The sequence below is a fragment of the Polaromonas sp. P1_F4 genome (genome assembly GCF_056405675.1).
In genome coordinates this window covers 40,508-63,429 of the sequence record NZ_JBFUBP010000008.1, presented here as the reverse complement: position 1 = coordinate 63,429, position 22,922 = coordinate 40,508, and the positions used below count along the sequence as shown (strand labels likewise).

The following is a 22,922-nucleotide window of genomic DNA, read 5'->3' as shown; positions in this document are numbered from 1 at the left end:
CCCCGCCATGGCCTATATTGGCTGACTCCGCATGAAAGAAGTGCTCATTGAATAGCGCCCCCTGGATCATCTACTGCGACGGCAGCGCCGTGCCGAACCCTGGCCGTATGGGCCTGGGTGCAGTCGTTACCGGGCCGGACGGCAGCCGGCATCCGCTGTCTATCACCGCGGAAGGCCGAGGCTGCAACAACGAAGCGGAGTTGCGTGCGCTGATGGCGGCCATGCAGTACGCCGGGCAGCAGGGTGCAACGGCGCTGCTTGTTCACTGCGACAACAGCGTGGTGGTCCAGCAGCTGGCGGGAACTGCCACGGAGCCATTCCTGCGCCTGGCTCCGCTGTTCGAAGAGGTGCGCGCCGTGCTGCACTCCTTCCCGAGCGCGCGGCTGGTGTGGATACCTCGCCACCGCAACCGGGAGGCCGATACGCTGGCCCGGGCGGCGGTGGGGCTGATGCCCAAAGGCCCGACGCCAACGATCAGGCGTCGCCGTTAGCCGCAGGTGTGAATGCTTCGTTCCCGCGCGAAGCAAAGAAGTGCCGTAGCCGCGTACAAATGTGGATGTACCCGCATCACCCCGCACACCCTGCCCAGGAGCAACGCATGGCCAAAGAGATTATTCGCGTCGAGCCCCTTTCAACCTGGCTCGAGCGGTGGAAGGCGCCCACTTCGGTCATGACGCGCCATGGCGATACGGTCTATGTCTCTGGCCTTCCGCCGTTTGACCCCGCCACGGGTGAGGTCATCAATGCAAGCCTCGAACGCCAGACCGAGCTGGTGCTGGAGCAGATGAAGCTCTGCCTGGAAACAGCGGGTTCGTCGCTGGACCAGGTGCTGAAGTGCAACATCTATTGCACATCGGCCGAGAAATTTGCAACGGTCAATGCCGTTTACGCCCGCTACTTTCCCCAGGATCCACCGGCCCGGATTTTCATCTGCGTGCCGGCATGGCCGGGGCACTTTGACATCGAGATCGATTGCGTCGCCGCCTGTTAGCAAGGACAGAATCCGGGTCATCAGGAGGGTATTGCACTTTCGCACAATCGTGCTAATATTTGCCGCATGGACGCCAAAACCCAGAAAAGCGAAATGACCCGCGCCGCCATCATCGGCGCAGGCATTGACCTGGCTGCGGCGGAAGGTCTGGAGGCCATCACCTTGCAGGCTGTGGCCGACCGCATCGGTATTTCCAAGAGCGGCGTGTTTTCACGCATCGGTTCACGCGAGGCTTTGCAGAAAGCGGTGATTGAAGAGTTCGGCCGCCGCTTTATTGCCGATGTGTTTGTGCCCGCCATGCAGCAGCCCAAGGGTTTGCCGCGGCTGGAGACGATTGTGCAGCGCTGGATTGTGCGCACGCGCGATGTCGAGGCCAAGTCGGGCTGTATTTACACTGCGGGCGCCTTTGAGCTGGACGACCGCGAAGGCGAGTTGCGCGACCTGCTGTTCAGCGAGGTCACCCGCTGGCGCGCCTCGTTGCGGCGCACCGTGCTGCAGGCCATGGAGGCCGGTCAGCTGAAGGCCGACACTGATGCGGAACAGCTGGTCATGGAAATCAGCAGCATTGCCATGGGGATGTTTCATGATGCCCGTTTTCTACGCGATGCACGCGCGGCTGAACGGGCCCAGGCAGCCTGGGAGCGCCTGATCAAGAGCTACCAGACCGAGGCAGTCACCAAAAAATAAGAGACAAACGGGGCGGAAAGGGCAGCCATGCCATTTTCGATGTGTTGGCAAGTTTTAATTTCGCACGACTGTGCGGAGAAATGAGGAAATCATGTTGATCCTGATCATTGGCTTTGGCATTTATTTTGGCGTTCGCGCCGTGATGGCGGTGCAGGCTTCGCTGCGCACACTGCCGCGCAGCAATGAAGACTGGGTCTGGTACTGAAAACCGCGGAGACGGCAGACCATGACACGCACATCGCTCCAGGCCACTGCGGCCTTCTACAACGCCAGCCCCCTGACACGCATTTTCCGCTGGGGGCTGGGCGCTTCGCAGCAGCTCTGGCCGGCGCTGGCTGTGCGGGCGGCTTACCGCCTGTTCGGCACACCGCTGCCGCCCAAGTGGGTGAGCCGCCGCAGAAAGTGGAGCCCCGACTGGCACATTGAGCAATGGCCTTTTGAAGACGCCAGCGTGACGTTGTACAGCCGCCCCGTCGCGCCTGCCGGCCCGGTGGTGCTGTTGGTGCACGGCTGGGGCGGGCACGCCGGGCAGATGCTGGCGCTGGCGGAGGTCTTGAGTGCGCAAGGCTTGCGGCCGGTCATCATTGAGATGCCCGCGCACGGGCGCAGCGGCGGCTCGGTCACCAACTTGCCGCAGTTTGCGCGCGTGCTCGAGTACGTGACCGCACGGCTGCAGCAGCAGGGCCATACGCTGCGCGCGGTGGTGGCGCATTCGCTGTCTGCGAACGCCGGCGCTTATGCAGCCAGCCGCGGGCTGGCCGCCGGCCGGCTGGTGCTGCTCGCACCGCCAGCCTCGCCGCTGGAATACACGCGGCTGTTCGCCCACGTATTCGGCCTGCGCGAATCCACGCGCGCAGCCATGCAGCGGCGCATCGAGGCGCGCGAAGGCATTTTGATGCCGCAGTTCGAGCCGGCGATGGTTGGCCCGCGCATCGCCCTGCCCACGCTTGTGGTACATGACCGGCAAGACAGCATCAACCGCTTTGCCGACGGCGTGGCTTACAGCGAGGCGATCGCCGGCGCGCGCCTGGTGGCCACCGAAGGACTGGGCCATCGCAAAATCCTCAAGGATGACGAAGTGCTGCGCCAGGTGGCCGCGTTCCTGGCCTGAGAACCTGTTTATCTCCATACGGCACCGCTCTTGTGCGGCGCGCGCATTCCCCCTAGCATTGCCTCACTTTTATAACAAGGAGACATGATGGGAATGCTGGACTGGACAGAAAAAGACAGCGCGGTACTGCAGCAGGGTGGCGTCATAGGCCCCGACGAGCGCCTGCCGTGGCCACAGACCGCGGTGATGGGCGTGCAGCACGTGATCGCGATGTTCGGCGCTACGGTGCTCGCACCCATCCTCATGGGCTTTGACCCCAACATCGCCATCCTGATGAGCGGCATCGGCACACTGATCTTCTTCGTCATCACCGGCGGCAAGGTGCCCAGCTACCTGGGTTCGAGTTTTGCCTTCATCGGCGTGGTGATTGCCGCCACGGCGTATGCCGGCAAGGGGCCGAACGCCAACCTGGGCGTGGCGCTGGGCGGCATCATTGCCTGCGGCGTTTTGTATACGCTGATCGGCTTCATCGTGCAGTCCATCGGCACCGGCTGGATAGAACGTTTCATGCCGCCCGTGGTCACCGGCGCAGTGGTGGCGGTAATCGGCCTGAACCTGGCCAGCATTCCCATCAAGAATATGGCGGCCGGTAATTTCGATTCATGGATGCAGGTGGTGACGTTTGTGAGCGTCGCCCTGGTGGCCGTGATGACGCGCGGCATGGTGCAGCGGCTGCTGATCCTGGTCGGCCTGATCGTGGCGAGCGTGATTTATGCAGTGCTGACCAACGGCCTGGGCCTGGGCAAGCCGATGGACCTGTCGGGCATTGCCAATGCCGCCTGGGTCGGCCTGCCGGGCTTCACGGCGCCGGTGTTCAGCGCCAATGCCATGCTGCTGATTGCGCCCGTCGCCATCATCCTGGTGGCGGAAAACCTCGGCCACATCAAGGCGGTGACGGCCATGACCGGCAAGAACCTGGACGTCTACATGGGCCGCGCCTTCATCGGCGACGGCGTGGCGACCATCGTCTCGGGCAGCGCGGGTGGCACAGGCGTAACGACCTATGCCGAAAACATCGGCGTGATGGCGGCGACCAAGATCTATTCCACCGCCGTCTTCGTGGTGGCGGCGCTGATCGCCGTGGTGCTGGGCTTCAGCCCCAAGTTCGGCGCGCTGATCCAGGCGATTCCGCTGCCGGTGATGGGCGGCGTGAGCATCGTGGTGTTCGGCCTCATTGCCGTGGCCGGCGCCAAGATCTGGGTGGACAACAAGGTGGATTTTTCAGACAACCGCAATTTGATTGTTGCCGCCATCACGCTGGTGCTGGGCACCGGTGACTTCACGCTGAAGTTCGGCCAGTTCGCGCTGGGCGGTATCGGCACCGCGACCTTCGGCGCGATCCTGCTGTACGCCTTGCTAAGCCGCAAGCCCTGATTACTTTGCTATTGATTTAATAGCTGCTTGCGCTCGTTCTGCTTGGGCTGAGAGCCCTTCTAATGCAAAAAGCCCCGGTTGACTAAACAACCGAGGCTTTTTGCTGGCAGCTGGCAACAGGCTGTGCCGGCCGGCCCTCAACGGCCCATCAGCCCAGGAAACGTCCACCAGCGCCGAGCACGCCAAGTTCCACGAACTTCGAGCCCGCGAACGGCGGCGCGGCGTAGTCGACACTGAAACCGCCGAGGTCGAACTTCTGCAGGCCGGCCAGCGCGGTGCGCAGCCTGGCGCGCGTCAGGTCGCGGCCGGCGCGCTCCAGACCCGCGGCCATCACGTGGGTGTTGATGTAACTCTCCAGGCTGCCCAGCGAGAATTCCTGCTGGCCGATGGCGCGCATGGCGGCCTGGTACTCACGCACCACCTCGAGCCTGGCGCGATACGGATCGGGGAACACCATGGTCAGCGCCAGGCCGGAACCGGCCGCGCCCAGCGCCTTGATGCCTTCGCCTGACAGCGTGACACTCAGGCCCGCGATGGGCAGCATGGGCGAAACTTTCTTCAGCGCGGCAATCACGCCGACGGAGGCCGACCCGGCGGTCCCCAGCAGCACGGCGCCGGGCTTGCCCGCGACGACCTGGCTGACGACGTCGTTGAGGTTCTTGCCGTCGATGGCGAGCGCCACCTGCGCCGCGGCCTTCGCGCCCTGCGCCTGGAGTGCGCGATTGACGTCGGCCAGCACTTCCTTGCCGTAGTCGTTGTCCAGATAAACGACCGTAAGGTCCTTCATGCCCATGCTCACAAGCCGCTGCACCAGGCGCTGGGTTTCGTCGGTGAAACTGGCGCGCACGTGGAACACATTGCGCATGCCGGGCTTGCGCAGTGACGAGGCGCCCGAGCGCGGCCCGACGTAAGGCAGGTTGGACTCTTCAATCACCGGCATGATGGCGGCGTTGTTGGGCGTGCCGACGCAGGACATCAGCGCAAAAATGCTGCCGTCGTCGATCATCTTCCTGACGTTGTCGGCGCTGCGCTGCGGCACATAGGCATCGTCCATCATCTGGAAGCGCAGCGTGCGGCCATTCACGCCGCCCTTGGCGTTGATCTCGCCCATGGCGGCATCGACGCCCTGCTTCAACTCGGCGCCCACACCGGCCAGCGGGCCGCTGGTCGCGCCCGTGCTGCCGATGGTGATGACCTTGGCGGTCAGGCCTTCCTGGGCATAGGCGTTGCGAATGAAGGCGGGAGCGGCGGCAAGGGCAGCCATTTGAGGGGCAAACGAAAGGAAGCGGCGGCGAAGCATCGCAAATCTCCAAAAGGTGGGGTAGCCGTGAAGGCCAAAAGACAAGGCCGAGTGACCTTGCGGGGTAAAACCGCCCGCCAACCGGCGCACAGCAGCGCGCCAAAATGGCAAAGCAAATCATTTAAGGTTAAATGATTCTAGGGGTAAACCCTTACCAATTGATGACAGAGCGCAGGCAGCTGTGAAATTGCCGGGGCATGGCCCGGCTTATCGCCGGCCAAGCCGGTTTCGCCGGGGGTTACTTACTTGGCCTGGGGTTGGCCGGTAGCCCTGGCAAGGGCCGCCTTGGTTCTGGCGAGTTCGCGTTCCAGGTCGGCGCGCTCGCCGATTTCCTGTTCCAGGGTTTCATTGACCTGCGCGAGGTCTTCAGCGGATTCCTGGATGCGGGTTTCGAGGGCGTCGGTTTTCTGCAGAGCCTGGGCCACTTCGCCGGCTTGCACATGCGGCGGGAGCTCCTGTTTGAGCACGGTGTTGATCACCAGCAGCTCGGCGGCCGATTGCTCCACCGTGTCTTTCACGGCTTCGTTCTGCCCGAGCGCGCGTTCGAGCGGAGTGGATGCAGGAGCGGCAGATGGCTGCTGGGACATGTCGGTGGGCCTTGGTCGATGGGAAGCAGGATTGCTGCCGCAAGAGGCCTCATGCCGAAGCGAAGGCTTACAAACGGCGAACAGGACGCGCCGACGATTTTACGCGCTTGTGGCGTGCCGGGGTCTGTAAAGACAGTGCCCCACGCCGGGATATCCGCCGTGGCAGGCCCCGCGCGTTCAGCCTGTTTACATCTTCAGCGCGTTTGAGCAGGCTGGGCCGGTTTGGCCGCACTGCGCGGGCCGGAGGCAGGCGCAGAAGGTGCCGGCGTCTCAGGCCCCGGGCTGAAGATCTTGCCCAGGGTGGCGCCAATGCGGGCCCCAATGGCGGTGCCAATGCCCGGCAGCACGGCGGTGCCCACCACCGCACCCGCGACGGCGCCGCCCGATACGGAAAATTTGACGTCGTCGAGCGGGCCGCTGACTTTCAACGGGATGCCCACAATGCCGTCCACCAGGTCGACGGCAAACTCGCCCGCAATCTGCCGGTTGGCAATTTTGGCGTCACCCGAAGCGGTGAGCGCGCCGGAGCTGGCCTTCACGCCGGTGTAGGTCACCACCATGCCTTCAGGCGTGTTCTGCGTGTCGAGCTGGCCCGTGATGGTGTCCAGCGGTGTCTGGCCGGCGTGTTCCTTGCCGGCCGTGCGCACGGCCTTTTCCAGGTCAAAGCGCAGCAGCGTGGACTTGCCCACGGTAAACGGCGTCTTGGTGTGCAGCGATTGCGCCAGTTCGGCCACCGTGTCGCCATTGGCCGAGAGTGTGGTTTCACCCGACGCTTTGCCTGCGACGACAGACCGGCGATTGAAAGCAGCCAATGCGCTTTCAACTTCGATATCGCGGGGCTGCAGGGTGCCTTCGAGATGCATGCGCCCGTTGGCGCGAAACTCGAGCCGGACTTCCCCATTGGCCGTGCCGCCGCCCACGCGTATGCGTGTCTCCCAGCGGTCCTCCTGGCCCTGGCGTGCCAGGCTCAGCTGGGTGGCAGGCTCGACATTGGGACGCCTCAGCGCGGCCTTGCGCGGACGCCAGCCGGGGTCAAAATCAACCTCGCCGTCATACACCACAGAGATGCCGCGGCGCGAGATCCAGGTCACGTCGCGAAACACAAAGCGCGCCAGCGGCAGTTCATCGCCGGCCATCTCGTCTTTTTTTTCACGCTGTTTCCCCAATCCGCGCAGCGACAGCTGGGGCACCACGGCGCCTTCCAGGTCGGCACGGTCAATTTTCACGCGGCGTTGCCACAGGGCGAAGAGGTCCGGATAGACGGTGAGTTTTTTAATCAGGATCGGCTGGGGCTGCTCCGTACTGGCCTCTTCAATCACCACCGCCGGCGAAGGCAGCAAACGCCAGTGCAATGCACCGACACGGACCTTGACGCCCAATTGCGCCTCAAGCTCGGTGGCAGCACGCTGCGCGAGTTCCTCGTCACTCGGCAACAGCCGGAGTGCGGCGAACCACAGCAAGCCGAGGGCCAGTGCGACACCCAGCAGCCCTGCCAGCCATTTGTTCGAACGTGTCATCGGCCCGATGGAGCCGGGCAGCCCCGGTTCCGGTAATCCAGGTTCATGTAGTCCGTGCAGTCCGTGTGCGTGTGGTCCGTGTGTCTCATACGGCCAGCTTAAGCCGGGCCGCCGCTGCAGCCTACGCGACAAGGTGCCCAAGCGCTGTAGGCCGCAACCTTATAGTGAGGGGGTATCAGCCCTGTGAGAACCTTCATGCGCATCTGGAAACAGCCCATCTCCGTCGAACTGCTCACGCACCACAACGCCGACAGTGCGGTCACCCATCTGGGCATCGAATTCCTGGAGGTGGGTGACGACTTCATCCGTGCCCGCGTGCCGGTGGACCGCCGCACGGTGCAACCCTACGGCTTGCTGCATGGCGGCGTATCGGTGGTGCTGGCGGAGACCCTGGGCTCTTGCGGCGCGGCCTATGCGGCACCCGAAGGGCACCGCGCTGTCGGGCTGGACATCAATGCCAATCACCTCAAGGGCGTCACCAGCGGCTGGGTCACCGGCACCACGCGACCCGTGCACATAGGACGCAGCACGCAGGTGTGGCAGATCGAGCTCACCAATGACGCGGGCGAACTGACCTGTGTCTCGCGCATCACGATGGCGATGCTGCGGCCAGGGTAAGGCGATTCGAAGGGTGATAGGTGTAATGGCGCACCCAACCTTGATGGCTACGCGCAAGCAGCACATTTACAAATAGCAACAATTTTCCCGCGCCAGATATCCACCCTGCACTTTGCCTGGCCAGGCGCACATTCACGGCCACGGTTATCGGTGTTTTCAGGGGCTGTGATGAGGCCTTCCCTCCGAAAGCCGCGCCAGAGGCCAAATCTGCTCATAACGACAGGGTTCAGCTCCATATTTTTTTCGTCTCAAGAGATGGTTTGAATCGTATTTGATCTTATAGATGTGCATTTGTATCGTTCGCCGACAAGAAGACGAAAGGTAACAAATGGACACAAAAACTGTAAGTCGATGGGCCACAGCGCTGCTGGCAGCCGTCCTGTGCGGCGCGGGACACGCACAGATTTTGATCGGCCAGACAGCCGGTTTCACGGGTCCTGTGGCCGCGGGCGTCAAGGAAAACACCGAAGGCGCGCGCCTGTGGCTGGATGCGGTGAACGCCCGGGGCGGGATTGCAGGCCGGCAACTGGAGCTGGTGTCACTGGACGACAAGTTCGACCCCAAGCTCGCCGGCGAGAACGCGCAAAAGCTGGCCGAGCGCGGCGCCGTCGCCTTGTTCCTGACGCGCGGCACGCCCCCCACCGAAGCCGTGTTGCCCGTACTGTTAGCCAACCACATGCCGCTGGTCGGCCCCTCCACGGGCGCGATGATCCTGCACCAGCCGGTCAACCGCTATGTCTTCAATGTGCGCGCAACCTACCAGCGCGAGGCCGAGAAGGCCATCGAGCACCTGCACACGCTGGGCATCCAGCGTATCGCTGTGGTGCATGCGGACGACTCCTTTGGCCGTGACGGGCTGGAGGGGGCCAACAAGGGCTTTACGCAGGCGAAGCTGAAGCCCACCAATATCCTGAAAGCGGACCGCAGCAAGCCCGACTACAACCAGCTTGTTCCACCCATTCTGGCAAGCGATGCACAAGCCGTGCTCTGGATCGGCTCGAGCAACGCCGTGGCGGATGGGGTGCGGGCCCTGCGCGCCACCAAGTCGTCCGTGCGCGTGGTCACCTTGTCCAACAATGCATCGACGGGCTTCATCAAGGCGCTGGGGGAGTATTCACGCGGCGTCATCGTCACGCAGGTCTACCCGGCGGAACGCTCCTATGCCTACACGATGGTGCAGGAAGCCAACGACCTGGCCAAAGCCAAGGGGATAGCGCTGTCGCCGGCCATGCTGGAAGGCTATGCCGCCGCCAAGGTGCTGGTGGAGGGCCTGCGGCGCGCGGGCAAAAACCCCACGCGGGAGACGCTGCAGGCGGCCCTGGAAGGCATGAAACGCTTCGACCTGGGCGGGCTGGAAGTGAGCTTCAGCCCCGACGACCACACGGGCCTGGACTTCGCGGACCTCTCCATCGTGAGCCTCGAAGGCCGCTTTGTGCGTTGACATGCGCTGACGTTCAGCTGCATCAAGGCCCTCCACATGAGAAGACTGCCATGGCATGGATGAAGTCGCTGCACAGCCGGTCGCATGAAAGTGCGCTGGAGCCATCGACGCTGGACCTGGACCAGCTGCGCCATCAGCTCCACGATGCGCTGCAGCGATGCGAGGGGCCCATGTGCGAACGCATGCACTGGCGCATTGACGAGGCGCACACCGCACAGCACCTTTGGCAGCTGCGGGGAGAGATCTTCCAGCTGGTCGCCCGCCAGTTCTATCAGGAGGAGGCAGCGCGGCGCATCAATGCGCTGCTGCCTGCCTTCTCCGGCTGGCTACCGGCGCACATGCTGACGCGGGTCTAGAAGCGCCATTTTTTTGGCCCGAACCCGACGGCAACTTGAGGTCAAGGTGTTTTAGTGCCGCAACACTTGATGATCGCGCGCAATTCGCTATCTTATTGATAGCAAAACCACCGGCTCCAACCGCACCGGAACGGGACCTGTTACAGACAACGGCTGGCCGGTATGGCTGCAGTTCATGCGGAGAACACCGCGCAGGCCGTTGTTGTTATTTCGTACCGGCGGCCTGTGCCATGCGTTCGCTCTTCCAGTACACGTCGTCACCGCCGTTCATGCGGTTGAGTACGCGCGACAAAACGAAGAGCAGATCGCTCAGGCGGTTAAGGTAGTGGCGCGGCGATTCCTTGACCGGTTCGGCCGCACCCAGCGCGACCACCGATCGTTCGGCACGGCGCGCCACCGTGCGGCACACATGCGCAAGCGACGCGGCACGCGAGCCCGCCGGCAAGATAAATTCCGCCAGGCGCGGCAGCTTTGCATTGTGTTCGGCCAGCGCTTCATCAAGCAGCGCTACGGCTTCGGGCTTGAGCAGCTCAAAGCCGGGAATGGAGAGTTCACCGCCCAGGTTGAAGAGCTGGTGCTGCACCTCCACCAGCAATTCGCGCACGCCCGGGGGCAGCTCTTCGCACAACAACACACCAATGTGCGAGTTCAATTCATCGACATCGCCCATGGCATGCACACGCAGGCTGTCCTTGGACACACGCGTGTTGTCGCCCAGGCCGGTGGTGCCGTTATCGCCGGTGCGCGTTGCGATCTGTGAGAGTCTATTGGCCATGGTGTGAAGGCGCGATGAAGCGCGGTGAAAGTGCATGAAGCCCGGCGTTACGCCGGGCAAGAAAATGTGTCGTCGTACACCATCATGTGAGTGAGGAAACACCCTGCAAAACTGCTGGCCGCAACGGGCAGGCTGGGTTGCAATGGCTGCTTGTCCACTCTTTGAAAGACTCTTCGCATGACCATGCACACGACAGCAACACAGCATCCAAAACATTCTATTCCCGGCTTCGAGTTGCGCAGCGTGCTTTTGGTGGCGGCACTTGCTATGGGCACTGCTGGCGCCGTGCGGGCCCAAACCGCTCCACCCTCACCTGCAAGCCCCACCAGCCCGCCTTCCCAGATGGCGCCTTCCGGCACACCGGGCGCCGTACCGCAAAACCGCACCACCGGCAAGGACGTCGAGGCGGCTTTCGGCCGTGCGGATACCAACAAGGACGGCAAGCTTGATCGCCAGGAAGCCGAGCACCTGCCGGCCGTGGCACAGCGTTTCGAGCAGATCGATACCAACCACGACACCTTTATCTCGCTGGCCGAGCTCACCAAGGCGGCCACCGGCTCCTGACAGTCCCTGATGGCCCCTTGAGGGGGCGGCCTGCTTTGTCTCCCCCGCTTCATGCGGGCGCTCCAGCGGTGATGGCTGGGCCTCCGGCCTCGTTGGCGCAAACGGCGCGCACGTCGTAAACTGTGCCACCGACCCGGAGACACCATGAACGCCCCCCTGCCCACGCACCTGCTTCCCGAAATCTGCCAGCGCGAAACCCCTGCCGCACTGATCGACGCGCTGAAAGCCCGCTTTGCCGAGCGTTGCTCCACCGCCCTGGTAGTGCGCGAGCAGCACGGCCGCGACGAATCCTCCTTCGCGGCGCCGCCGCCGTCGGCCGTGGTGTTTGCCGAAAGCACGCAGGACGTGGCAGATGCGGTGAAGCTGGCCGCCCGGCACAACGTACCGGTGATTCCTTTCGGCGTGGGCACATCGCTTGAAGGCCACCTGCTGGCCGTGCAGGGCGGCATCAGCATCGACGTGAGCCGCATGAACAAGGTGCTGTCCATCAATGCCGAAGATCTCACGGTCACGGTACAGGCCGGCGTCACGCGCAAGCAGCTCAATGAAGAGGTCAAGAGCACCGGCCTCTTCTTCCCCATCGACCCGGGCGCCGATGCGACCCTGGGCGGCATGAGCGCCACGCGCGCCAGCGGCACGAATGCGGTGCGCTACGGCACCATGCGCGAGAACGTGCTGGCACTGGAAGTCGTCACCGCAGACGGCAGCGTCATCCGCACCGGCACGCGCGCCAAGAAATCATCGGCGGGCTACGACCTCACGCGCCTGATGGTGGGCAGCGAAGGCACGCTGGGCGTGATCACCGAAGTCACCGTCAGGCTGTACCCCCTGCCTGAAGCCATCTCCGCTGCGGTGTGCTCCTTTCCGAGCATCGAAGCTGCCGTGCGCACCACCATCGAGATCATCCAGCTGGGGGTTCCGATTGCGCGCGTCGAGCTGATCGACCACAACACGGTGCGCATGGTCAATGCGCACTCCAAGCTCACGCTGCGCGAAGAGCCCATGCTGCTGATGGAGTTTCACGGCTCACCTGCCAGCGTGAAAGAGCAGGCCGAGCTGGTGCAGGAGCTCGCCAGCGGCCACGGCGGCAACGCGTTTGAATGGGCCAGCACGCCGGAAGAGCGCACGCGCCTCTGGACCGCCCGTCACAACGCCTACTTCGCGGCCATCCAGTCGCGGCCCGGCTGCCGCGCGATTTCCACCGATACCTGCGTGCCGATTTCCCGCCTGGCCGACTGCCTGCTGGAGTCCGTGGCCGAAGTCGATGCCAGCGGCATTCCCTACTTCCTCGTCGGCCATGTCGGCGACGGCAACTTCCACTTCGGCTATTTGATCGACCCGACGATTCCGAAGGAGCGCGAAGTGGCCGAAGCGCTGAACCACAAGCTGGTGACCCGCGCGCTGGCGCTCGAAGGCACCTGCACCGGCGAGCACGGCGTGGGCCTGCACAAGATGGACTTTCTGGTAACCGAAGCCGGTGACGGCGCAGTCAACATGATGCGCACCATCAAGCGCGCGCTCGACCCGAAGAACATCATGAACCCGGGCAAGATTTTCTCGATGTGAAGCGAACTCTACCGCGCGTTTGCAGTGCGATCTATAACCACCCCCGTCCGGGCTCACTTCGTGTAGCCCGTTCCCCCCTCGAGGGGGCGGTGCCTTGGGCCGGCGAAGCCGGTCCCTCGGCCCCCACTGGTGAATACCCCCACTGAATACGCCCTGAATCTTCGAGCCAGCATGAGCCGCGGAACCGGCTTTGCCGGGCCGCAGGCACCGTCCCCTGCAAGGGGAAAAGGGCTACACGCAGTGAGCCCGATAGGGGTGTGTCAGTTTTCGGCTTTGCCGGGCCGCAGGCGGGCGGCCCCCGAGGGGCTGGAGCCCGCGGCTCCAAGCCTGCCTGCGCAGGCTTGGACGGGCGACAGAGGCGAAGCGTCTCGCGAGCCGCGGCCTGCAAGGCCTCGGAAGCTACACGAAGTGAGCGACCGTGGGGGCTCAATTATTTCTGGATGTCGCTCATCTTGCAGCCCTTGGCGAGGAACATGCCGGTGAGATGTTCCTTGCGGCCCTGCGCCTGCTGGCTCTGCAGGGCAATGGCCTGTTGCTGCGCGGTTGCGGCCTGCTGCTGGGCGACGCCGTTATTGGCAGCCTGTTGGGCCGAATTGCCCGCCAGCTGCTGCACGATGCCGCCAAACATCCCGCCCAGGCCGCCGCCGAATCCGCCAAAGCCGCCGGCATTTTGCGCTGCCGCATTGGCCGCTGCGGTGGCCAGCGCAGTTTGCACCACCGCTCCGGCGACCTGACCACCTGCATCTGCGGGGGCCGCGGTGGCCGGCGCCGCGGTGTACTGGGCGGCGCGCGTGACCACGCTGTCCATCTGTCCGATCTCACCGTAAATCTGCTGGCACGTAAGGTCGTTGTCCGTCATCTTTACGCGCTCGATGGTTTGCGCAGATGCGGCGGCAGCCACCAGGGAAAGCGCCAGCGCGGCGGCAAGGGAGTGTTGTTTCATGACCGGTCCTGCAATGGGTAAGGTTGATGGAGGTTAGGGAAAAACGCGGGTTAAAAAAATTTCGAGGCTACTTCTGCATTTCCGAGAGCTTGCAGCCTCTGGACAGGAACAAACCAGTCAAGTGGTCTTTGCGCGCCCTGGCCTGGGCCCCCAGACCAGCACCAGCCGCCTGAACTGGCGCCGGTACGGTGGCGGGTGCGGCAGCTGCGGCACCGGTGCGCGCCAGCAAGGAGCCCAACATCCCTGTGCCCAGCGCACCGGCCAGGCCGCTGGGCTGCGCGGGCGATGGTGCAGCGGAATTGCGCCCGTTTTGCTGGGCCGCCGCCATGTTGTTGGCGATTTGTTGCTGGTACTGGGCCGAAAGCCCCTGCTGCGTGGCCAGCGCGGCGGTCGGCGCATGCATTTGCGCCAGCGTGAGCGCGCCACCGGGCACGACGGCAACGGGCGTGGCAGTGGCCGCGGGCGCTGCGCTGACAACCGGCAGGCCCGGGCCCGCCAGGGCCATGGTGGTGTCCATCTGCTGCGCCTCGGCGTACATCTGCTGGCAGCTGAGGTCGTTGTCCGTGAGCTTGACGCGCTCAATGGTTTGCTGCGCCTTTGCGGCCTGAGACGCCAGGGCCATCACCACGGCAAGGGTGGCACAGGCGCCAAGGCCGGCAAACCCTTCTCGCCAGCCTGGCTTGATCCAGTCCGTTGTGGCGGGGAAGGTGGAGACGCCGACCCCGGCAAGGTGAGCGCTGCGGAAAGAACGATTCGCCAAGTAATTCATACGCAAACACACAAATAATTACATGTAGTAACAATAAGCATGTGAGCGCCAGCCGTCACCCGCTTTCTGGAGAAAGCCGTGTAAGAGTCACAAAAGGCGTGAATTAGTTCACATTCCGACCGACATCCTCCGGTTCCCCGAAGAAAAATAACCTGAACGGACTACTTGTTGCCGCGCAAGCGCTCGATCAATCCGTTGAGCTCGTCCATCGAAGCGAACTGGATGGCCACCTCGCCCATGTCTTCGCGCCGGCCGTTGCGCTTGACCTGCTTTTTGATGCGCACTTCCACATTGGCCATCAGCAGGTCGGCGAGTTCTTCCTCCACACGGCGGGTGTCGCGGGACTTTTCCTTGGTGGCCTTTTGCGGCTTCAGTGAAAACTCGGCGCTGAGTTTTTTGACCAGGCTTTCGGCCTCGCGCACCGACATTTTTTTGGCCGAGATCTGGTTGGCCGCGGTGATCTGCGCGGCGCGGTCCAGGCCCAGCAAGGCACGCGCGTGGCCCATGTCCAGGTCGCCCGCCATCAGCATCGTTTGCACCGGATCGGCCAGGTTCAAAAGGCGCAACAGGTTGGACGCAGCGCTGCGCGAGCGGCCGACGGCCTGCGCGGCGAGCTCGTGCGTGAGGCCGAATTCCTTGACCAGGCGCTGCAGGCCGTGGGCCTCTTCGAGCGGGTTCAGGTCTTCGCGCTGAATGTTTTCGATCAGCGACATCGCGGCGGCCGACTCGTCGGGCACGTCGCGCACCAGCACCGGCACCTCGTCCAGTCCGGCCAGCCTGGCCGCGCGAAAGCGCCGCTCGCCGGCGATGATTTCGTACTTGCCGTCGTTGGCGCCGCTGGTCAGCCGGCGGACCAGGATGGGCTGCATGATGCCCTGCACCTTGATGGACTCGGCCAGCTCGTAGAGCGCGCCTTCGTCCATGCGGGTGCGCGGCTGGTACTGGCCGGCGACCATGTCACTGAGGCGCAGCGACGCGGGCAGGCCCGGGCTGTTGGCCGTGCTGCTGGCGTTCTCCGCATCGGTGGCGGTCTCGCTGACCTTGGGGCCGAGCAGTGCTTCGAGCCCGCGGCCGAGGCCCTTGGGTTTTTTGGTAACCATGGGTTTTATCTTTCTTTCAATTCGTCATTGCGAGCCGGGCGTGAGGTCCCCGCCCAGAGATTGCAGCACGCCGCGCCAGAGGGCGTCGCGCTCTTCGTAAGGTTGTGCATCCTGCTTGCCGCTGGCCTGTTCCCACACCGAGGTGAGCACCATCACAATGCCGGTGGACGGCTGCACATACACCGTCTGGCCATGGATGCCCTGCATGGCAAAAGTGCGTGCCCGCAGCGGCATGAGCCAGAACTGGTAGCCATAACCAAAGTAAGGCGTGGCCTTGCGCGGCTTGAACGCGGGCGGCTGGCGCGCCGGATCCGTGGCGTCCAGCAGGTAGTCCAGCGGCAAGACCTGCGATGCGCCGGGTTTGCCGGTGGCCTTGTCGATGGCGCGGCCGTCATTGGCCAGCAACTGGCCCAGCCGCGCCCAGTCGCGCAGGGTGGCGTTGAAGGCGCCGTAGGATTGCTCCTGCCCGTCGGCGGAGATGCGCCAGAAGGCATCATGTTCGGCGCCCATGGGCTTCCACAGCCACTCGGTGGTGAGCTCGGACATGTTCTTGCCGGTGGCGGCCACCACCACGCGGCCCAGCACGTCGGTCTCGGAGCCGGCATAAACGAATTTTTCACCTGCCGGCGAATGCCGGTCAGTGATGGACTTCAGCACATCCAGCGGCATGCCTGCGCCCGGCGCGCCGGCGGCGGCGCGCGACAGGCGCGCGATGTCGTCCTTGCCGTCATAGCGTTCGGTAAACGTCAAGCCCGAACTCATGCGCAACAACTGGCGGAGCGTGGTGGCGCCGTAAGGGGTGCCTGCAAGCGCTTTGACGTACTTGTCGGCAGGGTCGTCGAGCGAAGCGATCAGCCCCAGCGAGAGCGCCTTGCCGACCAGCAGCGAAGTCACGCTCTTGGCCATGGAGAAGGACAAAAAGCGCGCGTCGTCCTTGCGGCCGTAGCGGTAGTGCTCGGCGATGATCTCGCCGTTTTTCAGAATCAGCAGGCCGGTGGCGCGCTGGCGGTCCAGGTAGTCGGCCAGCGTGTAGCCCAGGTTCTTGTAGCGGTAGGCGACGGCCGCCGGGTTCGCCGCGCGCGGCAGCGGGCTGGCTTCGGCCGGGTGCGCCACCACACGGACCCGTACACCAGGCACCTTGTCCATGGCCGACCAGGAACCGACGCGATAAGGATTGCTGTACCAGGTGCTGGCGTTGCCCAGCGGGTAGGCCTGCGCCTTGCCGAGCAGCTCTTCATCGGGCTCGGCATGCAGAGAGGCACTCGCCCATGTCGCCAGCACTATCAGGGCGAGTTGCACGTAGCGCGCGCGCGGGCGTTGGTAAAAAAATAAGGTCATGGGCCAGGGATGATGCCGGGTGAAGGTTCAATGGCCGGTGAAGTCAGCTCCTTGAGCTGCAGCAGCCGCAGGTACGCTTCGGGCCAGCCGCCCAGGCCGCTCTCGGCATTCAGGTGCCCGCAAGATCCGGCGTCCACAAAGGTGGAGCCCCACGCGGCTGCGAATTGCCGCGCCCGCTGGATCGCGCAGAAAGGATCGTCACTGCTGGCAAACAGCGCGCTCTCAAACGGCAGTTTGTTCAGCGGCACTGGCGACCAGCTGGGCAGCAGCTCGCGCACGTCCTCGCGGTCGACGTCGGGCGGGGCCACCAGCAGTGCGGCTTTGACGCGGTGAATGTTCCTGGAGTGGCTGGCCCAGGCCGCCACCAGCATGCAGCCCAGGCTGTGCGCCACCAGCACCGCAGGTTCGTCGCAGGACAGCAGCACCTCTTCCAGGCGCGCCGTCCAGTCGCCGCGCAGTGGGTGCATCCAGCTGTGCTGCTCCACGCGGGTGTAGCCTTCGGCCTCCTCCCACAGCGTTTGCCAATGACCGGGGCCGCTGTTTTTCCAGCCGGGAAGAATGAGGACGTTGTCGGATTTCATGAAAAAGAAGAATCGGCTTGCTATAACTTTAATAGCGGCTTGCGCCCGTTCTTATTGGTTCGCAGGCATTTTTTGCTTATAGAACAGCACTTGCGCCGTTCACATCGCCTTGATGCGGTCCACCATTTCTTCGGCAAAGGTGACGAAAGCCTGCGCCCCCCTGGAGGCCGGGTCAAACACCACGCCCGGCAAGCCGTAGCTGGGCGCTTCGGCCAGGCGCACGTTGCGCGGGATCACGGTGTTGAACACCTTGTCGGCAAAGTGTTCCTTGAGCTGATCGCTCACCTGCTGCTGCAGCGTGATGCGCGGATCGAACATCACGCGCAAGAGGCCGATGATCTGCAGGTCTTTGTTAAGGTTGGCGTGCACCTGCTTGATGGTGTTGACCAGATCCGTCAGGCCCTCGAGCGCAAAGTACTCGCACTGCATCGGCACGATCACGCCGTGTGCGCAACACAGGCCGTTGAGCGTCAGCATGCTGAGCGACGGCGGGCAGTCGATCAGCACGAAGTCGTACTGGCTGTCGACCTCGGCCAGCGCCAGCTTGAGGCGCTTTTCGCGGCGTTCGACATCGACCAGCTCGACCTCTGCGCCCGCCAGCTCGCGATTCGCGCCCAGCACGTCGTAGCCGCACTTTTCACTGTGCACGCGTGCCTCGGCCACCGAAGCCGATTCCAGCAGCACGTCGTACACCGTCATTTCCAGCTTGCGTTTGTCGACGCCTGAACCCATGGTGGCATTGCCCTGTGGATCCAGGTCGATCATCAGCACACGCTGGCCGACTTTGGCCAGGCCTGCAGCCAGGTTCACCGTCGTTGTCGTCTTCCCTACCCCACCCTTTTGGTTGGCTACGCAGAATATTTTGGCCATGTGTACTTTTAGTTTTTGTTCGAGAGAGGATGCGAAATGCGACGGCGGCTTATTTGGAGACAGCGAGCTTGAGGCCGAAGCCGATCAGGAAAACGCCGGCCAGCTTGTTGAGGGCCGCCGTGATTTTCGGGTTGGCGCGTATGCGCTCAGCCAGGTGATAGGTGATCATCACCGAGGTCAGGCCATACAGGAAAGTCAGGCCCGCAATCGTGGCCGCCATCACGGCGAAAGTCTTCAGCCCCTGGTGCAGGGCCGGGTCGACAAACAGCGGGAAGAAAGCCATATAAAACACGATGGCCTTGGGGTTCAGCAAGGTGATCAGCGTGGCCTGCTGAAAGTAGTGGCGCGGCTTGATATTGAGCAAGGGCGCGTCACCGGGCTTCGCCATCAACATCTTGATCCCCAGCCAGGCCAGGTAAATGGCACCCGCCCACTGGACGATATGAAAAGCCGTCGGGTAGGCCGCCATGATGGCCGACACCCCGGCCACCGCCGCCCAGAGCAAAACCTGGTCGCCGGCGATCACGCCGAAAGTCGCACCCAGGCCGCCCGCGATACCGCCTTTGCTGGTCGAGGTGATCAGCGCCAGGTTGCCAGGACCGGGAATCAGCAAAAACACAATGATGGCAACGACAAAAGCGCCGTAGTCGGCCACACCAGTAGTAGCGACGAATGAGCCCAACATGGAGGTTCTCCAGAAAGTAGAGAGAAGTGAGGCTGTGAGTTTACGACAGGGGTGTGCCGCAGAAACGCCAAACCAGCCAGATCAAGGCTGATTTGGTGTCCGCAGAGGTTTCTTTTTGTGCCCGAACAACGGGCTCAGCGGGAATCAGACGGGAGCAGCGCCGGCTTTCGCCCGCATCCAGACAATACAGCGCTCGGCATCCAGTCCCGGAACCTGCAGTTGTTCCACGTGAAACACTTCAGCGCCGGCTGGCAGGGCGGCAATTTCGTCGGCCGGGTGTTTGCCCTTCATGGCCATCCAGGCACCTTGCGGCGCTAGCGCACCCACCGACCAATTGGTGAAATCGACCAGCGAAGCAAAGGCCCGGGAGCAAATCACGTCAAAAGAGGTGGTGATGGTTTCGACCCGGGCGTGCAGGCCGGAGAGGTTGGGTAGCTTCAGAGCCAGCGCCGCCTGCTTGATAAACGCGGCTTTTTTGGCCACCGTATCCACGCAGGTCACCGCCACATTGGGGCAACAGATCGCGATGACTACGCCGGGAAGACCGGCGCCTGAACCCACATCCAGCAATTTGGCGCCCTGCCCCAGCCCGGCTTTTTCCAGATGCTGCCGCAGCGGAAGGATGGCTGCCAGACTGTCCAGCAGATGGTGCGTCATCATTTCTGCCGGATCGCGCACGGCGGTCAGGTTGTACACCTTGGTCCATTTGCCGATCAGGTCCTGGTAATCCAGCAACTGGTCGATCTGTGCGTCGCCCAAATCCAGCTGCAGCGCCTTGAGGCCGGCGCGTAATTCCTGTTCACCGCCCCGCATCAGGCTTGGGCTTTTTCGGTGGAAGCCCCGGCCGCCTGGAGTGGCGTCGTGTTTTTCCAGAGGTTTTTCTTCAGGTGCACCAACAGCAAGGAGATGGTGGCAGGCGTGATGCCGGAGATCCGGGAGGCCAAGCCTAACGTTTCGGGGCGATGTTTGGCCAGAGTCTGGCGCGCCTCAAAGCTCAGCGCCGACACCTGCAGGTAATCCAGGTCGGCGGGCAGCTTGAGGTTTTCGTAGTGTGATGCCCGCTCGACTTCAGTCTTTTGCAGGTCGATATACCCGGCGTACTTGGCCGTGATCTCGATCTGTTCGATCACGCTTTTGGCCATGTCGTCGCTGGCTGCCGCTTCGGCTGCCAGTTCGGGGTTGGCGTACTTGCCCTCCTCCAGCGACATCAGTCCGGCATAGTTCACATCCGGGCGGCGCAGCAAGTCGAGCAGGTTGTACTCCCGCTCAATGGACTTGCCCAGAACCCGCTCGGCTTCGGCCACCGGCAAGTTGTTGGGATTGACCCAGATTGCCCGAAGCCGGGCTGTTTCACGTGAAACAGTGTCGCGCTTGCGGTTGAAGGCATCCCACCGAGCGTCGTCTACCAGACCCAGTTCGCGGCCCTTTTCGGTCAGGCGCATGTCGGCGTTGTCCTCGCGCAGCATCAGGCGGAACTCGGCCCGGCTGGTGAACATGCGGTAAGGCTCGGTCACGCCTTTGGTGATCAGGTCGTCAACCAGCACACCCAGGTAGGCTTCGTCGCGCCGCGGCAACCAGGCTTCTTTCTCCTGGCATTGCAGCGCAGCGTTGATACCAGCGAACATGCCCTGGGCCGCCGCCTCTTCGTAGCCGGTGGTGCCGTTGATCTGGCCGGCAAAGAACAGGCCGCCAATCGCCCGGGTTTCAAAGCTGGATTTCAGCGCCCGCGGATCAAAGTAGTCGTACTCGATGGCGTAGCCAGGCCGCAGGATATGGGCGTTTTCCATCCCCGCCATGGAGCGGACCAAGTCGTACTGGATGTCAAAAGGCAGGCTGGTCGAGATGCCGTTGGGGTATATCTCGTGGGTGGTCAGGCCTTCCGGCTCCAGGAAAATCTGGTGACTGTCTTTGTCGGCGAAGCGGTTGATCTTGTCTTCCACGCTCGGGCAATAGCGCGGACCGACGCCATCGATCTTGCCGGTGAACATGGGGCTGCGGTCAAAACCGGAGCGGATGATCTCGTGGGTGCGCTCGTTGGTGTGGGTGATCCAGCACGGCATCTGCCGCGGATGGGCAATCGCGCCGCCCATAAAACTGAACACCGGCACAGGGCCTTCCGTGCCGCCCGGCATGCCGTCGCCGGGTTGTTCGGTGCATTTGCTGAAGTCGATGGTGCGGCCGTCGATGCGCGGGGGCGTGCCGGTTTTGAGCCGGCCCTGCGGCAGCTTGAGTTCCTTGAGCCGGGCCGAAAGGGACACGGCCGGCGGGTCGCCCGCCCGCCCTGCCGAATAGTTATTGAGCCCAACATGGATCTTGCCGTCCAGGAAAGTGCCGGCCGTCAGCACCACGGTGCGCGAACGAAAGCGAATGCCGACCTGCGTCACCGCCCCGACAACCCGGTCGCCCTCGACCATCAGGTCGTCGACCGCCTGCTGGAACAGCCACAGGTTGGGCTGGTTTTCAAGCTTGCGGCGGATCGCCGCCTTGTACAGAATGCGGTCGGCTTGCGCGCGGGTGGCGCGCACGGCCGGGCCCTTGGAGCTGTTCAGGATGCGGAACTGGATACCGCCTTCGTCGGTGGCCAACGCCATCGCGCCGCCCATGGCGTCGACTTCCTTGACCAGGTGGCCCTTGCCGATCCCGCCGATCGACGGGTTGCAGCTCATCTGGCCCAGGGTCTCGATGTTGTGGGTCAGCAGCAAAGTCTTGCAGCCCATGCGTGCGGAAGCCAGCGCGGCCTCGGTGCCGGCATGGCCGCCACCGACCACGATCACGTCAAATTCTTGCGGGTAAACATAAGGCGAGTGCATCACGCCTCCTTCGGGTAAAGCGGCTTTCAGGCTGGGGCGCCTGCATGCCATGGAGCGGTCCGGTGTCGATGGTGGCCAGGCTTGCCGCAGCCGCACGGCGGCGCGGCAACACACACATGCGCCGTGCAGGTGCCCTGGCCCATCGGTCCCCACAGGACGAAGGCACGATTTTATCAGGCGAGGCCTTATTTGTGCGGCCTGTCCGGGGGCATGGCCTTGCGTGGCCCCGGGGATTTGCTATCAATTCAATAGCTGCTGGTGCCCGTCCTTATTAGGCTGGAGCTTCAAAGTCCGTGCAAGACGGCTGTTGTGCGCGGGAGTCACGCCAAAAGCCGGCCGCCAGCGGCCACAATAGCGGGCATGAAACTACTCGTCTTTGCTGGCAGCATTCGCCAAAACTCCTTCAACCGCAAACTCGCCCAGGTGAGCGCCACACTGGCGCGCGCCAGCGGCGCCGAAGTCACCCACATCGAGCTGGCCGACTTCGACATCCCCATGTACAACGCCGACCTCGAAGCCAAGGGCACGCCGCCCGACGTGATGAAACTCAAGCAGCTCATGTTTGAACACCCGGCGTGGATCATCTGCTCACCCGAGTACAACGGCAGCTACACCGCGCTGCTCAAGAACACCATCGACTGGGTCTCCAGCCCCGTCAAGAGCGACCCGGCCTGGCACGAAGGCTTCAAGTCTTTCACCGGCAAAGTCGTGGGCATTCTCAGCGCCTCGCCCGGCGCGCTGGGCGGCCTGCGTTCGCAAAGCCATCTGGTGCCGCTGCTGCTCAACGCGCAGTGCTGGGTCGCGCCCAAGGCTTTTGCCCTGGGCCGCGCCGGCAGCGCCTTCGACACCGAGGGCAACCTGCTCGATGAATCGCACCTCAAAAATGTGCAGGCGGTGATCGACCAGGTGCTGTTTGCCAGCGCCCGGCTGGCAACATAA

At 63.5% G+C, this 22,922-nt stretch carries 24 protein-coding genes; 11 read left to right on the top strand and 13 right to left on the bottom strand.

Annotation, left to right across the window (positions count from 1 at the left end; translation table 11 throughout):
* The first annotated feature begins 47 nt into the window (after positions 1 to 47).
* The 5 genes from AC1DYQ_RS16410 (at position 48) to AC1DYQ_RS16390 (ending at position 4,163) form a co-directional block, all read left to right on the top strand.
* Entirely contained in the window at positions 48 to 491 is a 444-nt protein-coding gene (locus AC1DYQ_RS16410) for a ribonuclease HI family protein (protein ID WP_477687660.1), read from the top strand.
* Between the two features lie 107 nt (positions 492 to 598).
* The gene (locus AC1DYQ_RS16405; protein ID WP_477687659.1) at positions 599 to 991 is read left to right on the top strand and encodes a RidA family protein; all 393 of its coding nucleotides are present in this window, start codon (positions 599 to 601) and stop codon (positions 989 to 991) included.
* Between the two features lie 66 nt (positions 992 to 1,057).
* A complete protein-coding gene (locus AC1DYQ_RS16400) occupies positions 1,058 to 1,678 on the top strand; it encodes a TetR/AcrR family transcriptional regulator (protein WP_477687658.1) in 621 nt (206 codons plus the stop codon).
* Positions 1,679 to 1,904: 226 nt separating this feature from the next.
* The gene (locus AC1DYQ_RS16395) at positions 1,905 to 2,789 is read left to right on the top strand and encodes an alpha/beta hydrolase (RefSeq protein ID WP_477687657.1); all 885 of its coding nucleotides are present in this window, start codon (positions 1,905 to 1,907) and stop codon (positions 2,787 to 2,789) included.
* 87 nt (positions 2,790 to 2,876) lie between these two features.
* Positions 2,877 to 4,163 carry a solute carrier family 23 protein gene (locus AC1DYQ_RS16390; protein ID WP_477687656.1) on the top strand — a complete coding sequence of 429 codons (1,287 nt, stop codon included), beginning with the start codon at positions 2,877 to 2,879 and terminating at the stop codon, positions 4,161 to 4,163.
* 148 nt (positions 4,164 to 4,311) lie between these two features.
* On the opposite strand, the gene AC1DYQ_RS16385 is transcribed toward AC1DYQ_RS16390, so the two are convergent.
* The 3 genes from AC1DYQ_RS16385 to AC1DYQ_RS16375 all read right to left on the bottom strand — a co-directional run bounded on the left by AC1DYQ_RS16385 (position 4,312) and on the right by AC1DYQ_RS16375 (position 7,567).
* Entirely contained in the window at positions 4,312 to 5,463 is a 1,152-nt protein-coding gene (locus tag AC1DYQ_RS16385; RefSeq protein ID WP_477687655.1) for an ABC transporter substrate-binding protein, read from the bottom strand.
* Between the two features lie 242 nt (positions 5,464 to 5,705).
* Positions 5,706 to 6,050: a hypothetical protein gene (locus tag AC1DYQ_RS16380; RefSeq protein ID WP_477687654.1), complete on the bottom strand. Its 345-nt coding sequence runs from the start codon at positions 6,048 to 6,050 to the stop codon at positions 5,706 to 5,708.
* Between the two features lie 194 nt (positions 6,051 to 6,244).
* A complete protein-coding gene (locus tag AC1DYQ_RS16375) occupies positions 6,245 to 7,567 on the bottom strand; it encodes an AsmA family protein (protein ID WP_477687653.1) in 1,323 nt (440 codons plus the stop codon).
* A 195-nt stretch (positions 7,568 to 7,762) separates the two neighbouring features.
* On the opposite strand from AC1DYQ_RS16375, the gene AC1DYQ_RS16370 reads away from it, so the two are divergent.
* The 3 genes from AC1DYQ_RS16370 to AC1DYQ_RS16360 all read left to right on the top strand — a co-directional run bounded on the left by AC1DYQ_RS16370 (position 7,763) and on the right by AC1DYQ_RS16360 (position 9,982).
* On the top strand, positions 7,763 to 8,185 hold the full coding sequence (locus AC1DYQ_RS16370; RefSeq protein ID WP_477667014.1) for a hotdog fold thioesterase: 423 nt from the start codon (positions 7,763 to 7,765) through the stop codon (positions 8,183 to 8,185).
* A 328-nt stretch (positions 8,186 to 8,513) separates the two neighbouring features.
* Entirely contained in the window at positions 8,514 to 9,626 is a 1,113-nt protein-coding gene (locus AC1DYQ_RS16365) for an ABC transporter substrate-binding protein (RefSeq protein ID WP_477687652.1), read from the top strand.
* A gap of 50 nt (positions 9,627 to 9,676) precedes the next feature.
* Complete coding sequence (locus AC1DYQ_RS16360; protein WP_477687651.1) at positions 9,677 to 9,982, top strand: hypothetical protein; 306 nt, start codon at positions 9,677 to 9,679, stop codon at positions 9,980 to 9,982.
* Positions 9,983 to 10,187: 205 nt separating this feature from the next.
* Here AC1DYQ_RS16360 and AC1DYQ_RS16355 read toward each other — a convergent pair whose 3' ends face one another.
* A complete protein-coding gene (locus tag AC1DYQ_RS16355) occupies positions 10,188 to 10,757 on the bottom strand; it encodes a cob(I)yrinic acid a,c-diamide adenosyltransferase (RefSeq protein WP_477687650.1) in 570 nt (189 codons plus the stop codon).
* Between the two features lie 177 nt (positions 10,758 to 10,934).
* On the opposite strand from AC1DYQ_RS16355, the gene AC1DYQ_RS16350 reads away from it, so the two are divergent.
* Positions 10,935 to 11,321 (top strand): EF-hand domain-containing protein, encoded by a 387-nt coding sequence (locus AC1DYQ_RS16350; protein ID WP_477687649.1) that lies wholly within the window; start codon positions 10,935 to 10,937, stop codon positions 11,319 to 11,321.
* A 144-nt stretch (positions 11,322 to 11,465) separates the two neighbouring features.
* Positions 11,466 to 12,887, top strand: a complete 1,422-nt coding sequence (locus AC1DYQ_RS16345; RefSeq protein WP_477687648.1) for an FAD-binding oxidoreductase — start codon at positions 11,466 to 11,468, stop codon at positions 12,885 to 12,887.
* 430 nt (positions 12,888 to 13,317) lie between these two features.
* Here AC1DYQ_RS16345 and AC1DYQ_RS16340 read toward each other — a convergent pair whose 3' ends face one another.
* From AC1DYQ_RS16340 to mnmG, 9 genes are all read right to left on the bottom strand, one after another.
* Positions 13,318 to 13,830 carry a hypothetical protein gene (locus tag AC1DYQ_RS16340; protein WP_477687647.1) on the bottom strand — a complete coding sequence of 171 codons (513 nt, stop codon included), beginning with the start codon at positions 13,828 to 13,830 and terminating at the stop codon, positions 13,318 to 13,320.
* Positions 13,831 to 13,897: 67 nt separating this feature from the next.
* Complete coding sequence (locus AC1DYQ_RS16335) at positions 13,898 to 14,590, bottom strand: hypothetical protein (RefSeq protein ID WP_477687646.1); 693 nt, start codon at positions 14,588 to 14,590, stop codon at positions 13,898 to 13,900.
* 170 nt (positions 14,591 to 14,760) lie between these two features.
* Positions 14,761 to 15,699, bottom strand: coding sequence for a ParB/RepB/Spo0J family partition protein (locus AC1DYQ_RS16330; protein WP_477687645.1), 939 nt, complete (start codon positions 15,697 to 15,699; stop codon positions 14,761 to 14,763).
* 24 nt (positions 15,700 to 15,723) lie between these two features.
* Positions 15,724 to 17,037, bottom strand: coding sequence for a serine hydrolase domain-containing protein (locus AC1DYQ_RS16325; protein WP_477687644.1), 1,314 nt, complete (start codon positions 17,035 to 17,037; stop codon positions 15,724 to 15,726).
* Positions 17,034 to 17,618, bottom strand: coding sequence for an RBBP9/YdeN family alpha/beta hydrolase (locus AC1DYQ_RS16320; RefSeq protein ID WP_477687643.1), 585 nt, complete (start codon positions 17,616 to 17,618; stop codon positions 17,034 to 17,036). Before AC1DYQ_RS16320 ends, AC1DYQ_RS16325 begins: the two co-directional genes overlap by 4 nt.
* A 99-nt stretch (positions 17,619 to 17,717) precedes the next feature.
* Positions 17,718 to 18,488, bottom strand: a complete 771-nt coding sequence (locus AC1DYQ_RS16315; protein ID WP_477675625.1) for a ParA family protein — start codon at positions 18,486 to 18,488, stop codon at positions 17,718 to 17,720.
* A gap of 49 nt (positions 18,489 to 18,537) precedes the next feature.
* On the bottom strand, positions 18,538 to 19,173 hold the full coding sequence (locus AC1DYQ_RS16310; RefSeq protein WP_477687642.1) for a LysE family transporter: 636 nt from the start codon (positions 19,171 to 19,173) through the stop codon (positions 18,538 to 18,540).
* Between the two features lie 144 nt (positions 19,174 to 19,317).
* Positions 19,318 to 19,986 (bottom strand): 16S rRNA (guanine(527)-N(7))-methyltransferase RsmG, encoded by a 669-nt coding sequence (gene rsmG, locus AC1DYQ_RS16305; protein ID WP_477687641.1) that lies wholly within the window; start codon positions 19,984 to 19,986, stop codon positions 19,318 to 19,320.
* Entirely contained in the window at positions 19,986 to 21,983 is a 1,998-nt protein-coding gene (mnmG, locus tag AC1DYQ_RS16300) for a tRNA uridine-5-carboxymethylaminomethyl(34) synthesis enzyme MnmG (protein ID WP_477687640.1), read from the bottom strand. Before mnmG ends, rsmG begins: the two co-directional genes overlap by 1 nt.
* Before the next feature lie 360 nt (positions 21,984 to 22,343).
* On the opposite strand from mnmG, the gene AC1DYQ_RS16295 reads away from it, so the two are divergent.
* Entirely contained in the window at positions 22,344 to 22,922 is a 579-nt protein-coding gene (locus AC1DYQ_RS16295; protein ID WP_477687639.1) for an NADPH-dependent FMN reductase, read from the top strand.